Annotated in this window: 14 protein-coding genes; 7 read left to right on the top strand and 7 right to left on the bottom strand. The window is 65.9% G+C overall.

What is annotated here, in order from left to right; all coding sequences use genetic code 11:
- Nucleotides 1–55: 55 nt before the first annotated feature.
- Genes CXR00_RS00065 through metG form a run of 4 tightly spaced genes read left to right on the top strand, consistent with a single transcriptional unit; the run spans nt 56 to nt 4574 of the window.
- Nucleotides 56–781 carry an ABC transporter ATP-binding protein gene (locus CXR00_RS00065; protein WP_104052388.1) on the top strand — a complete coding sequence of 242 codons (726 nt, stop codon included), beginning with the start codon at nt 56–58 and terminating at the stop codon, nt 779–781.
- A complete protein-coding gene (locus CXR00_RS18700) occupies nt 778–2139 on the top strand; it encodes an FtsX-like permease family protein (protein WP_104052387.1) in 1362 nt (453 codons plus the stop codon). Before CXR00_RS00065 ends, CXR00_RS18700 begins: the two co-directional genes overlap by 4 nt.
- A 55-nt stretch (nt 2140–2194) precedes the next feature.
- Nucleotides 2195–2968, top strand: coding sequence for a hypothetical protein (locus CXR00_RS00055; RefSeq protein ID WP_146068433.1), 774 nt, complete (start codon nt 2195–2197; stop codon nt 2966–2968).
- A 46-nt stretch (nt 2969–3014) separates the two neighbouring features.
- Nucleotides 3015–4574 carry a methionine--tRNA ligase gene (gene metG, locus CXR00_RS00050; RefSeq protein ID WP_104052385.1) on the top strand — a complete coding sequence of 520 codons (1560 nt, stop codon included), beginning with the start codon at nt 3015–3017 and terminating at the stop codon, nt 4572–4574.
- Nucleotides 4575–4664: 90 nt separating this feature from the next.
- On the opposite strand, the gene CXR00_RS00045 is transcribed toward metG, so the two are convergent.
- The 6 genes from CXR00_RS00045 to CXR00_RS00020 form a co-directional block, all read right to left on the bottom strand.
- Nucleotides 4665–5195, bottom strand: a complete 531-nt coding sequence (locus CXR00_RS00045) for a hypothetical protein (protein ID WP_104052384.1) — start codon at nt 5193–5195, stop codon at nt 4665–4667.
- Nucleotides 5196–5305: 110 nt separating this feature from the next.
- On the bottom strand, nt 5306–7804 hold the full coding sequence (locus CXR00_RS00040) for an FtsX-like permease family protein (RefSeq protein WP_104052383.1): 2499 nt from the start codon (nt 7802–7804) through the stop codon (nt 5306–5308).
- 2 nt (nt 7805–7806) lie between these two features.
- Complete coding sequence (locus CXR00_RS00035; protein ID WP_104052382.1) at nt 7807–8571, bottom strand: ABC transporter ATP-binding protein; 765 nt, start codon at nt 8569–8571, stop codon at nt 7807–7809.
- A gap of 70 nt (nt 8572–8641) precedes the next feature.
- Nucleotides 8642–8956 carry a hypothetical protein gene (locus CXR00_RS00030; RefSeq protein ID WP_104052381.1) on the bottom strand — a complete coding sequence of 105 codons (315 nt, stop codon included), beginning with the start codon at nt 8954–8956 and terminating at the stop codon, nt 8642–8644.
- A gap of 45 nt (nt 8957–9001) precedes the next feature.
- The gene (locus tag CXR00_RS00025) at nt 9002–9742 is read right to left on the bottom strand and encodes a response regulator transcription factor (RefSeq protein WP_181032242.1); all 741 of its coding nucleotides are present in this window, start codon (nt 9740–9742) and stop codon (nt 9002–9004) included.
- A 2-nt stretch (nt 9743–9744) separates the two neighbouring features.
- The gene (locus tag CXR00_RS00020) at nt 9745–10956 is read right to left on the bottom strand and encodes a sensor histidine kinase (protein WP_104052380.1); all 1212 of its coding nucleotides are present in this window, start codon (nt 10954–10956) and stop codon (nt 9745–9747) included.
- 120 nt (nt 10957–11076) lie between these two features.
- On the opposite strand from CXR00_RS00020, the gene CXR00_RS00015 reads away from it, so the two are divergent.
- The 3 genes from CXR00_RS00015 to CXR00_RS00005 all read left to right on the top strand — a co-directional run bounded on the left by CXR00_RS00015 (nt 11077) and on the right by CXR00_RS00005 (nt 14116).
- Entirely contained in the window at nt 11077–12138 is a 1062-nt protein-coding gene (locus tag CXR00_RS00015) for a 3-isopropylmalate dehydrogenase (protein ID WP_104052379.1), read from the top strand.
- A 61-nt stretch (nt 12139–12199) separates the two neighbouring features.
- Nucleotides 12200–13306, top strand: a complete 1107-nt coding sequence (locus CXR00_RS00010) for a branched-chain amino acid aminotransferase (RefSeq protein ID WP_104052378.1) — start codon at nt 12200–12202, stop codon at nt 13304–13306.
- A gap of 24 nt (nt 13307–13330) precedes the next feature.
- Nucleotides 13331–14116 carry an MBL fold metallo-hydrolase gene (locus CXR00_RS00005; protein ID WP_104052377.1) on the top strand — a complete coding sequence of 262 codons (786 nt, stop codon included), beginning with the start codon at nt 13331–13333 and terminating at the stop codon, nt 14114–14116.
- Between the two features lie 290 nt (nt 14117–14406).
- Here the strand turns inward: CXR00_RS00005 and CXR00_RS18390 are convergent.
- Nucleotides 14407–14604, bottom strand: a 198-nt coding sequence (locus tag CXR00_RS18390) for a hypothetical protein (RefSeq protein WP_219815561.1), incomplete at its 5' end; no start/stop codon positions are given.

Here is a 14604-nt window from a genome sequence, read left to right as displayed (position 1 = left end):
GAGTTCATGCCGGGCTCCGAGGCGCCGCCTACCCGCGGCGGGACAACATGGAGGCATGACTGCATCCATGTCCGGTGCGCCCCTGCTGGCGGCCGAGAACCTTGTAAAGACGTACGACGGCGCTCCGGCCCTGGCAGGGGTCAGCCTCACTGTCCGCCCCGGAGAGTCCCTCGCCGTCATGGGAGCCTCCGGCTCCGGAAAAACCACGCTCCTGCACTGCCTGGCCGGCATCATTTCGCCCGACGCCGGACGGGTCCGGTTGTTCCGGGATACAGCGCTGCCGATTGAGGTCACAGCCCTGAACGACGACGCCCGGTCTGCCCTGCGCCGGCGGGAGTTCGGCTTTGTGTTCCAGCAGGGGCTGCTCATACCCGAGCTCACCGCCGGGGAGAACGTGGCCCTGGCCCTCATGCTTGACGGCACGGCCCGCCGGCAGGCGGAACAGGCTGCAGCCGGCGCATTGGCCGCCCTGGGACTGGCCGGCATGGAGGAACGGCGGATCGGTGAGCTTTCCGGGGGACAGGCGCAGCGGGTGGCCATCGCCCGGGCACAAGTCACCGGTGCCCGGATGCTGTTCGCTGACGAACCCACGGGCGCCCTGGATTCCCGCACTTCAGCAGAAGTCATGGGACAGCTGCTGCAAACGGTGCAGGGAACCGGACGGGCCCTGGTGGTTGTCACCCACGATTCCGATGTTGCCCGCTGGTGCAGCCGGATCATCACCCTGGCCGACGGCGTTGTGGTGGCGGACACCGCCGGCGCCGCGGGAATTCGCCGATGAGCGCCGTGGCCTCCGCCCTGCTCCGCGCAGTGGACTCCTCTCCGCTGGCCGTACCCTTGCGGATTACCTGGCTGTTGAACCGCCCCGGTACCGCCGGGTGGACAGCGGCTCTGCTGCCGGCCGCGTCCTTCGCCGTGGTCACCACGCTGCTGCTGACGGTCCTCTCCGGTGCCCTGTCCTTCCTGCAGTGGGGGGACGAGGAGGGTGACCTGTACCTGCTGCTCGCGTGCTTTGCCCTCATTTTGCTGGTGCTTCCCCTGATCACACTGGGAGGTTCGGCTGCGCGGCTCTCCGCCCGCCGCCGCGACGAGCACCTCTCAACCCTGCGCCTGCTGGGTGCTTCCGCGAAGACGGTCCGCCGGGTGACGGTTCTGGAGGCCAGTGCCCAGGCGTTCGCGGGCGCCCTGGGAGGCGTGGCCGGCTATCTGGTGCTCGCGCCGTTTGTCCAGCTGATTCATTTCCGCGGAGCAGCGCTGGGCGCCGCCTACTGGCTGCACCCGGCGGCCGGTGCCGCGACGGTGCTGGCGGTGGTGCTCCTGGCGGCGGTCAGCTCCGCCGTCGGCCTGCGCCGGGTGACGGTTTCGCCGCTTGGCGTCCGCACCCGTGCCGTGCCGCAAAAGGTGCGGGGGCGCCGGGCCGTGGCGGCGGTGGTCATCATCGCCGGCTGTGTCCTCGCCCTGATGACTCCCATTGCTGTGGCCGCCCTGGCACTGGCCGCTTTGTTCGGTGCCTTTGCCGCCGGGCTGGCGGTCCTGAACCTGGTGGGGCCGTGGCTGGTGGCTGTCTCGGCCCGCCGGCGGCTGCGCCGGGCGGCAACGCCGCAGGCCCTGCTTGCCGCCCGGATTGTGCTGGACGCGCCCAAAGCGGCCTGGCGGCAGGTCAGCGCGCTGTCCATGGTTTGCTTCACCGCCGTCGTTGCCGGAGCGGGTGCCTCGGTCCTGCAGGGGGTCCAGACGGAGGGACCTGAGGATTTCCTGCCCGGAGACGTGATGACGGGCGTCCTGATCACCGTGGTTGCCGGATTCCTCATGGTCGCCTGCTCGGCCGGCATCAACCAGGCCGCCACCGTGCTGGACCGTGCGGACCTGTACCGCAGCCTGGACCGGATGGGGATGCCGCGCAGCGTCATCGACGATGCCCGCATTGGAGCCGTCATGCAGCCGCTTCTGCTGGTGAGCGTGGTGTCCACGGCGGTGCCTGCCCTGCTGCTTTTCCCGCTCACCGGAGCCGCGGTGCTGTTCGCGCCGGTGTCCATGATCTTCCTGGCGGCGTCGGTTGCTGCCGGGGTGGCGCTGGTGCGCGCAGGACTCGCGGCGACGGGCCCGGTCCTGACGGGTGTCCTGGACGGTGAGTCTTAGCCAGGGGCCGCTGGATGCCCCGGTAGTCGGCCCTGAACGCACCTAGACTGGGCCCATGTCACAGCTTCCGGCGGAGCAGGCCGCAACACCGCTCGCTCGGTCATGGACCATGGCCTCCCTGCTGCTGGTGGGAATTGGCGTCTATGCCGCCGTCTTCATCAACACGCTGGCCTCTTCCGGACTGGACAACCGGAGCACTGAATTCCTGGTCTACCGTCTGGTGTTTGCCCTGGCAGTGCTCCTGACCGGGCTGATGGTTTTTGCACCCGTCCGCCCGCCTGCCGCGGGAGTTCGGCTGACGGTTTACCTGGTTCCGTCAGCCCTGCTGCTGTGTCTGATCCCGGCCGGTCCCATGGAACTCGTGCACGCTGCTCTCCCGCCCTGGGCATTGTTGACGGCTCTCTACGGGGTTCGGGGAGGATTGCCGAAGGGCTGGAAGTTCGTCCTGCTCTATGCCGGAAGCGCAGTGGCGGCGTTTCTGCTGGTCGCCACCGTCTGGATCAACGAAGCGGTGTGGCTTATGCCCGTTGCGCCCCTGCTGCTCCTGCTGTCCCCGCGCTACCGGCAACCAAAGCTGAGGGTGACGGCGGAGCTTCTCTTCGCGGTCCTGCTTGCAGCGTGCATCGGGGCGGAGTTCGCCATCCTGCCCCAGGGGGACTCCTGGTTGCCGTACCGGGCCGTTGTCGGTACTGCCTGCACCATCAGCTGTTTCTACACCCTCGCACTTCTCGGCCTGGGTCATTACGCCAGGTTCGACACTCCGGGGTATCAAACACGGGCCGAACGCCGCGGTGCCGCCCGGCAGGCGCGCTCCGGCATCGGGGCTTGAAAGGACCGAAGCGACAAGCGCAGGCGAAACAGGGTAATTTTCTTATGTGACTTCTTCCGATTCCCAGACCCCGTTCTACATCACCACGGCCATCTCCTATCCCAACGGAGTGCCCCATATCGGCCATGCCTACGAGGCCATCGCCACCGACGCCATGGCCCGCTTCAAGCGCCTGGACGGTTACGACGTCTTCTTCATGACCGGCACCGATGAGCACGGCCTGAAGATGCAGCAGTCGGCGGACAAGGAAGGCATCACCGCCAAGGAGCTGGCGGACCGCAACTCCTCAGCGTTCCAGCAGATGAGCCGGGACCTGAACATTTCCCATGACCGCTTCATCCGCACCACGGACAAGGACCACTACGCCGCGGCGCAGGCCATCTGGAAGCGGATGGAGGAGAAGGGCGACATCTACCTCTCCAAGTACGCCGGCTGGTACTCGGTCCGGGATGAGGCCTATTACACCGACGACGAAACCGAAGTCCGCGAAGACGGCATCCGGTATTCGAAGGAGACGGACACCGAGGTGACGTGGACGGAGGAGGAAAGCTACTTCTTCCGCCTCTCCGCTTACCAGGACAAGCTGCTGGCACTCTATGAGGCCCAGCCGACCTTCGCCGCGCCGCAGTCCAAGTTCAACGAGGTCATCAGCTTCGTCAAGGGCGGACTCGAGGACCTGTCGATTTCCCGCACCACCTTCGACTGGGGCGTTCCGGTTCCGGGCAACCCGGAGCACGTGATGTACGTGTGGGTGGATGCCCTCACCAACTACCTCACCGGCGTCGGCTTCCCCGACACCGAGTCGGAGTCCTTTCAGAAGTACTGGCCGGCTGACGTCCATGTCATCGGCAAGGACATCTCCCGCTTCCACGCCATCTTCTGGCCCGCGTTCCTCATGTCCGCGGACCTGGAACTGCCCAAGCGCGTGATGATCCACGGGTTCCTGCACAACAAGGGCGTGAAGATGTCCAAGTCCCTGGGCAACGTGGTGGCACCCAAGGAATGGGCGGACCAGTACGGCCTGGACTCCGTGCGGTTCTTCCTGCTGCGCGAAGTGCCCTTCGGCGGCGACGGCTCCTACAGCCACGAAGCTGTGGTCGGCCGGATGAACTCCGACCTGGCGAACAACCTGGGCAACCTCGCCCAGCGCTCGCTGTCCATGGTGGCCAAGAACTGCGGCGCCGCGGTTCCGCAGCCCGGCGAGTTCACCGGGGAAGACAAGGCCATCCTGGCCGCCGCCGGGGAGCTCCTGGAGATTTCCCGCAAGGCCTACGACGTTCAGGACTTCCACGGTGCGCTCGAAGCCACGTGGAAGGTCCTCGGCGACACGAATGCGTACTTCGCCGAGCAGGCACCCTGGGTGCTGCGGAAGACCGACGTCGAACGCATGAACACGGTGCTGTACGTAACGCTGGAGGTGCTGCGCATTGTGGCCATCCTGATCCAGCCGGTGATGCCCGACAGTGCAGCCAAGCTGCTGACGGTGCTCGGCCAGAACGACGACGACGCGCGGCAGTTCAGTGCCATCACCACGCCGCTGGTCCCGGGTACACCGCTGCCGGCTCCGGCGCCGATCTTCCCGAAGTACGAGGAACCTGCCGAGTAACAGGATCGGCAAACACCCGGATTAACAGCCAAAGAGTGCCCTTCTGACCTGGTCAAAGGGCACTCTTTCGTTGGTTGAAGCGCTGGAGTTTTAGGAATGCGCCGCGAGGGTACCTGTCAGGAACCGGGCCGGTGCGGTTTCCTCCATCACCCGGGCCACAGCATCCTGCTGCCGGCCGGCCATCTCGATCATTTCCTGAAGCCGGGCCGGATTGAACCTGTGGTCGTGCGCGGACAAAGCCAGCAGGGTCCGCCACAGGCACTCCTTGGCCCGGACGATGGACTGCAGGGTTTCCAGTTCAAACTGGCCCGTGGTGCCGCCTCCGGTGCTGAGCGGATTGATCGGTCCCAGCTTCCCGGTCACGGCACCGGCCATCGCCAGGGCCTTCTTGAACTTGCTCCGCCGGTAGCCCAGGGCCAGAATCAGCTGCTCCAGCTCGTCCCGTTCCCCGGCGATTTCGGACTCCAGGTCAGCGAAGGTCTGCTCATACTCGGACCCTTCCCAGGTTCGGCGGGCTGCGCTGAATAACCGAACCCCGGTTTCAGCGCCCAGCAGATGGTCATCCAGATAAGCGGACAGGGATGCATGCTTGGGTTTCCAGGCGGCCCCGGGATTGGACATCTCATACTCCTTCGACTCATGCTGATCAGCTTGCTTACTATCCTGTCAGATCACCCTACCTGCCGCGAGTTCCCAGGCGGCGTGACCCGTCGGGGAACCCGCAGCGGCGGTTAGTCGGCAGCCAGTCCAGCCACCGGGGACAGGCGGGCGGCACGGCGGGCCGGGAGGACCGAGGCAGCCAGTCCGGCCAACAGTGCCACGGCCAGGACGCCGAGCAGCTGCAGCCACGGGAGTGAGAGCGCCACGGAGGCAAAGGAGCCCAGCGCCGACTGTGCTCCGAGCCAGCCGTACACCGATCCCAGCACGCTGCCCATCAGCGCCGCGACCCCTGCAATGAGGACGGCTTCCAGCGCCAGCATGCCGCGCAGCTGTCCCCGGGTCAGGCCCAGTGCCCGCAGCAGCGAGGATTCGCGGGTGCGTTCCAGTACTGACAGGGACAGCGTGTTGGCCACGCCCACCAGGGCAATCACCACGGCGACGCCCAGCAGCCCGGTGACCACCATCAGCAGGACATTGATGACCTGTTCGTAGGCCGCCCGTTCAATAGCGGAACCGTTCACGGTGTACTCCTCCACGTCCAGCCGTTCAGCCAGCTCGGCACGCAGATCGATCAGGGCACCGGTGGTCAAACCGTCCTCCACGGACAGCCAGAGCTGCGGCATCGGAACGTAATCCGCGGAATCGGCCACCGGTGCGGGGCCGCCCAGGGCCGCGGCCGTGTCGTCCGTGATCAACGGACGCAGCATTTTGTCCTCCGAAACCAGGACCTTCAGCTCCACGCTGGAGGTTGCCCCGGCAACCGTCAGGGTTTCGTCCTTGACACCCTGCGGCATCAGGATGGTGTCATCCGCCAGGACCAGGTTGGAATCCTGCAGGACCTTTGCCGCGTCGGCAGGGTCCAGCGCGTAGACGTCGTACGCCCCCCAGTCCTTCGTATCGGTGGTCCCTGCCACAGGTACCAGGACGGCGTCCTGCACTCCGTCCACGGCACGGGCGGTATCCGCATCAGCTGCGGTAAACGCACGGTCCTGCCCGGCGACGCTCACATCCACCGGGAACTCCCCGGCCAGCATACTGTCCAGGGAAGTCCGAACGGTTGCGGCTCCGGTCATCATCATGGTCACCAGGGTGACGCCGATCAGCAGGGCGGACGCCGTGGCCGAGGTGCGCTGCGGATTCCGGACGGCGTTGACGGCAGCGAGTTTTCCGGGCACACCCAGCGGTGCGGCCAGCGAACCGACAGTCCGCACCAGCGACGGAACAAACAGGGTGGCGCACATCAGCACGCCCACGAAGCTGAGGATGCCGCCGGGAAGCGCCACCATGAGATCCGCGGACATGGCGCCGGCGGCAAGGAGGGCGGCGCCGACGGCCAGCAGCACCAGTCCTGCGATCAGGCGGACCCGGCCGCGTTTCGTTCCGGCCCGCACGTCTTCGGCAGGCCGCAGGGCAGCCAGCGGGGCAACCGCGGTGGCGGCACGGGCCGGAACCAGTGCGGCCAGGACCGTCATCAGGACGCCGACCAGCAGGCCAACGACAACCGACACAGGGGAGACCGCCAGCGTGGCGAAGCCGCTTTCAGGAATGGTCTGCAGGTAGGCGATGATGCCGCCCACCAGGGCCACGGCGGCCACTACACCGGCAACTGACGCCACGATGCCCACGATCAGGGCTTCCGCGAGGACGGAGCGGCGGATCTGTGAACGTTCCGCGCCGATGCAGCGCAGCAGGGCAAGTTCGCGGGTGCGCTGGGCCACCAGTACGGAGAAGGTGTTGGAGACCACCAGGGCGCAGACCAGTACGGCTACGGCGGCGAAGGCCAGCAGGATGAGGGTCAGGGCGTCGTCTCCGCCGGTGTACATGGCCACGACGGCGTCGGTCTGTTCCGGGGCGGTGCGGACAACAACTTCGTCCATGCCGGCGGCTGAAAGTTCCTGCTCCACGGTGGCCCGTACCTCGTCCGCCTTGGCGCCGTCGGCCAGTGCCAGCTGGATGGTGTCGAACCCGTCTTCGGTGTTGGCGAACAACGCCGCGGTGGCACCGGCGGCGTAGAGCTGGGGGGTGCCCATGCTGGTCGGATCGTTGGAGGGTGCAACCAGGGCAGTGACGGTCAGCTGTGCCGCAGATTCATCGGGGCCGCCCGTGAGGTTCAGTACCGAGCCTTTCGAGAGGCCCTGGCGCTCTGCGGTGTCACTGTCCACGGCAACTTCGCCGTCGGATACCGGCAGTGAACCGTCGATGACTTCCCCGGGGAAGAGCGGTGTGTACTCGGGAATGCTGTTGACCTGGGCAAATACCGTGTCCCGACCCGTGCCAAAGCTGGCGTAGCCCCGGTGAACGGCATAGCTGCCCTCCACCCCGGGAAGGCCGCGGACGACGTCGACTGTGTCTTCGTTCAGCACCACCGGGTCGGCGCGGTACAGGTTTCCGTTGAGGACCAGATCCGCGTTCCGGAAACCCTCACCCACGCTCTGGGTCAGCGAGGCTTTTGACGAGGAGTTGATGACCAGCGTGGCGGTCAGGAATCCGACGGCGATCATCACGGCAAGTGAGACGGCGATGAACCGGCGGGCGTTGAGGCGCACCTGCGCCAGGGCTACCTGCAGCATGCTCAGGCTCCCAGTTTGGTCAGGGCTGCGAGCACGGTCTCCGGCGTCGGGTTGGCCAGTTCGCCCACCAGCGCGCCGTCGTTCATCAGGACCACACGGTCGGCGTAGGAAGCGGCCACCGGATCGTGGGTCACCATAATGATGCTCTGGCCCATTTCCCGGGTGGAGCGGCGCAGCAGGGAGAGTACCTCGGCGCCGGACTTCGAATCCAGGTTGCCGGTGGGCTCGTCGCCGAAGACCACATGAGGGCGGGTCAGCAGGGCGCGGGCGACGGCGACGCGCTGCTGCTGTCCGCCGGAGAGCTCGTGGGGGCGGTGCTTGAGCCGGCCGGTCAGGCCCAGGGTCTCCGTGATGTACTCCAGCCATGAGGAGTCCACCTTGCCGTTGGCCAGGGCCACGGGCAGCGTGATGTTCTGTTCGGCCGTGAGGGTGGGCACCAGGTTGAAGGACTGGAACACAAAGCCCACGCTGTCGCGGCGCAGGCGGGTCAGCTCGGCGTCCTTCAGGGAGGTGATCTCCGTGTCCCCGATCCAGATCCTGCCCGAGTCAGCCGTGTCCAGTCCCGCGAGGCAGTGCATGAGGGTGGATTTGCCGGATCCGGACGGTCCCATGATGGCGGTGAAGGTGCCGGCGTCAAAGGTGACGTCAACGTTGGCCAGCGCGTGGACGGCGGTGTCGCCGGAGCCATAGGTCTTGTTCAGGGACCGTGCGGCAGCGGCGGCCGTGGTGCCGCCGGGCACGGAAGATTTCTCAGTAAGGGTTGTCATACCCACTACGTTATGTCTCGGCCGGCTGCCGGAGCATCGGAGGAGGGGCGGGGATCAGCCCGGCTCCGTCTCATACCGTGGGTGGAAGCGGGCCTGCCAGTTGGTAGGACTCCAGCAGCAGTTCCTCGAGTCCACCGCGGTCCACCCGGTCCAGCCGCACCAGCACCAAGAGCGGGGAACGGTCGTGGTGCGGCGTCCAAAAGAAGGTGTCCGGGCTGGTGCCCGCAAGTGCCTCCCGTTCCGGAGACTTGACGGTCAGGACCCCGTCATCCCAGATACGCGCCATCAGAGTCAGCGCAAACCACGCGGGCTGCTGCCAGCTGAGGCGTTCGGTGACTCCGGGCAGCCCAAGGCAGAAGGAACGGACATCGTCTTCACTGGCCATGGTCACCTCCTGGTGGGGGTCTGCCGCCGGCAGGGCACGAAGGAACTACGGTGCGACGATACCGGTTTCGTAGGCAATCACCACAGCCTGCACGCGGTCCCGGGCGCCGAGCTTGGCCAAGATGTGGCCCACGTGCGTTTTCACTGTGGCGTCAGAGAGGAACAGGTGCGCGGCGATTTCCGGATTGGAGAGTCCCTGCGCGATCAGTCCGAAGACTTCGCGCTCGCGGGGGGTGAGGCGTTCGACGTCGGCCGCATGCCGGCTGACCTCGGCGGTGGGCTCGCGGAGCAGGGGAGCCACATGGTCCAGCAGCCTGCGGGTGGTCGACGGCGCAATCACCGCGTCGCCGCGGTACACGGTGCGGATGGCGTCGAGGAGTTCTTCCGGCGGGGCGTCCTTGAGCAGGAAACCGCTGGCTCCCGCACGGATCGCGGACAGCGCGTACTCGTCCAGGTCGAAGGTGGTCAGCACCACCACCTTGAGCTCGGCGTCGCTGGATCCCTTGGGCTGCGCCGCGGCGCGCTCCAGGATCCGGGAGGTTGCCTCGATGCCGTCCATCCCGGGCATGCGCACGTCCATGAGGACGACGTCGGCGCGCACGGCGGAGAGCGCGCGCACCGCTTCCTCGCCGTTGCCTGCTTCGGCCACCACGGTCAGATCGGGCTGGGAATTGATCAGCATCTTGAAGCCGCCGCGGACCAGCTGCTGGTCATCGACCAGGGCCACCCGGATGGGCGCGGGCTCGGGGATGTCGCTGCCGGAAGGGTTGGACAGGGTGCCGGTCATGCTCAGGCCTCCGTATAGGGAATGAATGCGGTAACGCGGAATCCTCCGCCGACTGCGGGTGCGGCCACCAGTTTTCCATCGTAGAGGGCCACCCGCTCCGTCATGCCATTGATGCCCTGGCCGGAACCGGCGGCCGGGGGAGCGGGCGGCGCGGCATCCGCGCCGGCGCCGCGTCCGTCGTCGAACACCCGGACCTCCAGGCCGCGGGACGTCCACTCCAGCTCCACGTCCGCCCGCACCGATGGGCCGGCGTGCTTGAGCACGTTGGTGAGTGACTCCTGGATGACCCGGTACGCGGTGAGCTCCGCTCCGGCGGGAAGCTGGCGCCGCATGGCTCCCGTCCGATGCACGCTCACCTCCAGGCCGGCGCGTTTGACCGCGTCCACCAGGGAATCGACGTCGGCCAGCGAGGGCAGCGGGCGCGTGGAAGCCAGCTCGTCGCCGCGCAGCACCCCGAGCAGGCGCCGCATTTCACGCAGCGATCCGCGGCCCGTCTCCGCGATGGTACCGAGAGTCTTGACGGCAATTTCGGGATCCTGGGCGCTCGCGTACCGGGCGCCGTCCGCCTGGGTGATGATGACTGAAAGGGAATGGGCCACAATGTCGTGCATTTCCCGGGCAATGTGGGAGCGCTCGTCAGCGGCGGCGAGATCGCGTTCCTGCTGCCGCTCGGTCTCCAGCCGTCGTGCCCTGTCCTCCAGTGCCTGGAGGGCCAATCTGCGGGTGCGGGCCAGATCGCCGAAGGTCCAGGCCACCAGGATGACGGAGTCAAAGGCAATGACGTTGAAGACGAACATGGCCGCGGTCATGGTCCCAAGGCCCTCAAAGGGGTTGGCGAAGTAGCGGAAAACAAACAGCATCCCGCCGATCAGCGCCAGGGCCAACCCGCCCAGGCTCGCCCAGCGCGGTGCATAGGCGGCCAGCGCATAGACCGTTGCCAGGACCACGATGTCCGCCGGCAGGGGGAAACCGCTGAAAATTACCTGCATCAAACAGAAAAAGGCGGTGATGCTGCCGGACAGCACCGGCCGGGTCCGGCGCCATGCCAGGGGCACCACAATGCCCAGGGACACGACGATGTCGAATACCGGATGCGGGCTTCCGACCGCCGTTGCCGAAAGCACAAAGAAGAGCACACCGAAAAGCATGAGAGTGGTGTCTACCTTGAAGGGATTGGCCTGCAGCCAGGCTTGGATTCGGCGGTGCACGAGCATGGACAACAACTTTAGGGCCTGACCCGCCTGCAGGTCCTCATGCCAGGGGCTGATCTCCGGAAGTGTCCAGCATGTGGAACGGTTTGCCCGCGATATGGACACCCTTCCTAGAATGGCGGCATGAGCGAAGAGTCCTCCACTGTTTCCCTGGCCGTCATTCCCGGTGACGGCATCGGTCCTGAAGTCACTGCCGAGGCCGTTAAGGTACTCCTTGCGGTGACGGACGGCGGCCCCGTGCGCCTCGAGCTGACTGAGTATCCGCTTGGCGCCGAGCACTGGCTGGCCACGGGTGAAACCCTGCCGGACTCCACCCTGGAAGCGCTCAAGGGCCATGACGCCATCCTGTTCGGCGCCGTCGGGGCGGCTCCGGGGGATAAGAGCATTCCGTCCGGGCTTCTGGAGCGGGAAATGCTGCTCAAGCTGCGCTTCAGCCTGGACCACTACGTGAATCTGCGTCCGTCCCGGCTCTACCCCGGGGTCGCCAGCCCGCTGGCCAACCCCGGCACCGTGGATTTCATTGTGGTCCGCGAAGGCACCGAAGGCCCGTACACCGGCAACGGGGGAGTGCTCCGCGAAGGAACTCCGCACGAAGTTGCCACCGAGGTCTCCCTGAACACCGCCTACGGCGTGGAACGCGTGGTCCGGGATGCGTTCCGGCGCGCCAGCGAGCGTCCGCGCAAAAAACTCACCCTGGTGCACAAGCACAACGTGCTGGTCTACGCCGGCAGGCTCTGGAAGCGCACCGTGGAACGCGTCGCCGTCGAATTCCCCGAGGTCAGCCACGACTACCTGCACGTGGACGCGGCCACCATCTTCCTGGTGACTGATCCGTCACGCTTTGACGTGATCGTCACGGACAACCTCTTCGGCGACATCATCACGGACCTGGCTGCTGCTGTGACCGGCGGCATCGGACTGGCAGCGTCCGGCAACATCAACATGGACGGCACCTTTCCCTCCATGTTTGAACCGGTGCACGGTTCGGCCCCTGACATCGCAGGCCATCAGAAAGCCGATCCCACGGCAGCCATCCTCTCCGCGGCGCTGCTGCTGCGCCACCTCGGGCTGGAAAAAGAAGCCGCCCGCGTGGAACAGGCGGTGGAGGAGGACCTCGCCGCACGCACCGGGGAACCGCGCACGACAGCGGAAGTCGGCAATGCGATAGCCGCAGCGGTGTCATAAGCTCGGGGAGTATCAATAACCAATTCGTCGGACGGCCCGCGCCGCCCACCGTGGAGGAAAAATGTCTGTCAGCGCTCTGGAATTCTCCCAGCAGCTCTCTGCCCACCCAAAGTCGGCGCAGGAGCGTGCGGCCATACTGGCCAACCCCGGATTCGGAGACTACTTCACGGACCACACCGCGGTCATCGACTACAAGGCCGATGAAACCGGCACCGGTATCTGGCAGAACGCCCGGATTGAACCGTACGGTCCCATCGCCATGGATCCGGCCGCGGCCGTGCTGCACTACGGCCAGGAAATCTTCGAGGGGCTCAAGGCGTACCGGCATGCCGACGGCTCGGTGTGGACGTTCCGCCCGGAAGCCAACGCCGCCCGCATGAACCTCTCCGCCCTCCGTCTTGCCCTGCCGGAACTGCCTGAAGAGCTGTTCATGGAATCGCTCCGCCGGCTGGTGTCGGTGGATTCGGACTGGATCCCCGAAGGCGACGGCGCCGCGCTCTACCTGCGCCCGTTCATGATCGCCACCGAAGCGTTCCTCGGCGTTCGCCCTGCACGCGAGGTGTCCTACCGTGTCATCGCCTCGCCCGCCGGCAACTACTTCGGCGGCGAACTGAAGCCCGTATCCATCTGGCTCTCCACCAGGTACGCCCGCGCCGGCATCGGCGGCACCGGCGAAGCCAAGTGCGGCGGCAATTACGCTGCTTCCCTGATCGCCCAGATGGAAGGCGAGGCGCACGGCTGCAAGCAGGTGCTGTTCCTGGACGCGGCCAATGACAACGCCGTGGAAGAACTCGGCGGGATGAACGTCTTCTTTGTCTTCAAAGACGGCAGCCTGGTCACGCCGGCACTGTCCGGCACCATCCTGCACGGCGTTACCCGCTCCTCCGTGATCCAGCTGGGCCGCGATCGCGGACTGGACGTCCAGGAACGGAAGATCACCCTGGATGAATGGCGCGACGGCGTGGCCTCCGGTGACATCACCGAGGTCTTCGCGTGCGGCACCGCTGCTGTCATCACGCCGGTGGGCGAACTAAAGACTGAAACCGAGACCATTGGATCGGCCGACGCCGTTGCCGGCCCGGTCACCATGTCCATCCGCGAACAGCTTCTGGGCGTTCAGACCGGCACCGTGGAAGATACCCACGGCTGGCTGACCCGACTGGCCTAAACGCCGGCTCAACAAAGGAACCCGATGTCCACCACCACCCTGACCCGCAGCAGCCCGCTGACCCGCTTTGCCCTGGCGCCGAACCCCGGTCCCATGAGTCTGGAGGGAACCAACAGCTATGTCATTGCTGCCGAGGATTCAGACCATGTGGTGGTGGTGGACCCGGGGCCCCTGGATGAAGCGCACCTGCAGCTGCTGGCGTCCGCCGGGACTGTGGAACTGGTCCTCATTACACACCGGCACCCCGACCACACCGAGGCAAGCGTACGGTTTGCCGAAATGACCGGGGCACCTGTCCGTGCCTTCCACCCTGCCTACTGCGTGGACGGAGATCCGCTCGTTGACGGTGAAGTGGTGCACGCCGGGGGAGTGGACATCACGGTCCTGGCCACCCCCGGCCACACCTCGGATTCCGTCTGCTTCCACCTTCCCGCCGACGGGCCGGGCGGATCCGTCCTGACCGGCGACACGATCCTGGGGCGCGGCACCACAGTTCTGGACTTCCCGGACGGAACACTCGGAGACTATTTCGCCAGCCTGGAACGGTTGTCAGAGCTGGGGCATGCAACGGTGCTTCCGGCGCACGGGCCCGTGCTCTCTGACCTCAGCACAGTGGTCCTGACCTACCGGGACCACCGTCAGGAGCGTTTGGAGCAGATTCGCGCCGCGCTGGAGGAAGCAGGAGAAGGAGCCTCCGTTTCCGAGGTGGCGGACCTGGTCTACGCCGATGTGCCGGCCAACGTCCGCGGAGCGGCGGAACTGTCAGTGGCTGCCCAGCTGCAGTATCTGCGGGGCAACGATCCGCTGTGAGCGAGACAACGGCCGCCGGACTTGCAGGGACCTGAACTTCCGTCGCAAACTATTGGAAGTTGGTTCGGCAACGCGCAGATTTAGCGCAGACGCCCCGGGGCCGGCAGAGTGCAGGAGGTCACACTCCGGCGGTTTGCAAGGACCGGCAAGTCTGTGTAAAGTTTAGTGAGTTGCCCCGGTGAGTGCCTGGCGGACATGGTCCGCTGGCAAGGCTCCCGGATCCGGCAACAGCCCAAAAACACAGCAGCGGATTTCATCCGAATGCTTTGTGGCGGGTTCAAACGGTTGTTTCAGCCAATTACCGCGAATACCGCGGAATTGCTAAAACGGTCCGGATGAAATAGAATAAAGAAACACTGCAGCGAAGAGAAAAGAAAAACATTCTTTGTTTTTCCGAGTATTTCGGATGCATCTGTTGTTTGAGAACTCAATAGTGTGCCAAGTTTATTGATACCAATTATTTTAATTGGTTGAACTGGTTGTTTCCG

It is taken from the genome of Arthrobacter sp. 9E16 (assembly GCF_002929435.1).
Classification (GTDB): domain Bacteria; phylum Actinomycetota; class Actinomycetes; order Actinomycetales; family Micrococcaceae; genus Arthrobacter_B; species Arthrobacter_B sunyaminii.
This window is presented reverse-complemented; position numbering and strand designations above follow the sequence as displayed.

Bases quoted from the DNA above. Each gene is read 5' to 3' on its own strand.
- CXR00_RS00065 (WP_104052388.1), top strand. From the start codon at position 56: ATGACTGCATCCATGTCCGGTGCGCCCCTGCTGGCGGCCGAGAACCTT.
- CXR00_RS18700 (WP_104052387.1), top strand. From the start codon at position 778: ATGAGCGCCGTGGCCTCCGCCCTGCTCCGCGCAGTGGACTCCTCTCCG.
- CXR00_RS00055 (WP_146068433.1), top strand. From the start codon at position 2,195: ATGTCACAGCTTCCGGCGGAGCAGGCCGCAACACCGCTCGCTCGGTCA.
- CXR00_RS00045 (WP_104052384.1), bottom strand. From the start codon at position 5,195: ATGTCCAATCCCGGGGCCGCCTGGAAACCCAAGCATGCATCCCTGTCC.
- CXR00_RS00040 (WP_104052383.1), bottom strand. From the start codon at position 7,804: ATGCTGCAGGTAGCCCTGGCGCAGGTGCGCCTCAACGCCCGCCGGTTC.
- CXR00_RS00035 (WP_104052382.1), bottom strand. From the start codon at position 8,571: ATGACAACCCTTACTGAGAAATCTTCCGTGCCCGGCGGCACCACGGCC.
- CXR00_RS00030 (WP_104052381.1), bottom strand. From the start codon at position 8,956: ATGGCCAGTGAAGACGATGTCCGTTCCTTCTGCCTTGGGCTGCCCGGA.
- CXR00_RS00025 (WP_181032242.1), bottom strand. From the start codon at position 9,742: ATGACCGGCACCCTGTCCAACCCTTCCGGCAGCGACATCCCCGAGCCC.
- CXR00_RS00020 (WP_104052380.1), bottom strand. From the start codon at position 10,956: ATGCTCGTGCACCGCCGAATCCAAGCCTGGCTGCAGGCCAATCCCTTC.
- CXR00_RS00015 (WP_104052379.1), top strand. From the start codon at position 11,077: ATGAGCGAAGAGTCCTCCACTGTTTCCCTGGCCGTCATTCCCGGTGAC.
- CXR00_RS00010 (WP_104052378.1), top strand. From the start codon at position 12,200: ATGTCTGTCAGCGCTCTGGAATTCTCCCAGCAGCTCTCTGCCCACCCA.
- CXR00_RS00005 (WP_104052377.1), top strand. From the start codon at position 13,331: ATGTCCACCACCACCCTGACCCGCAGCAGCCCGCTGACCCGCTTTGCC.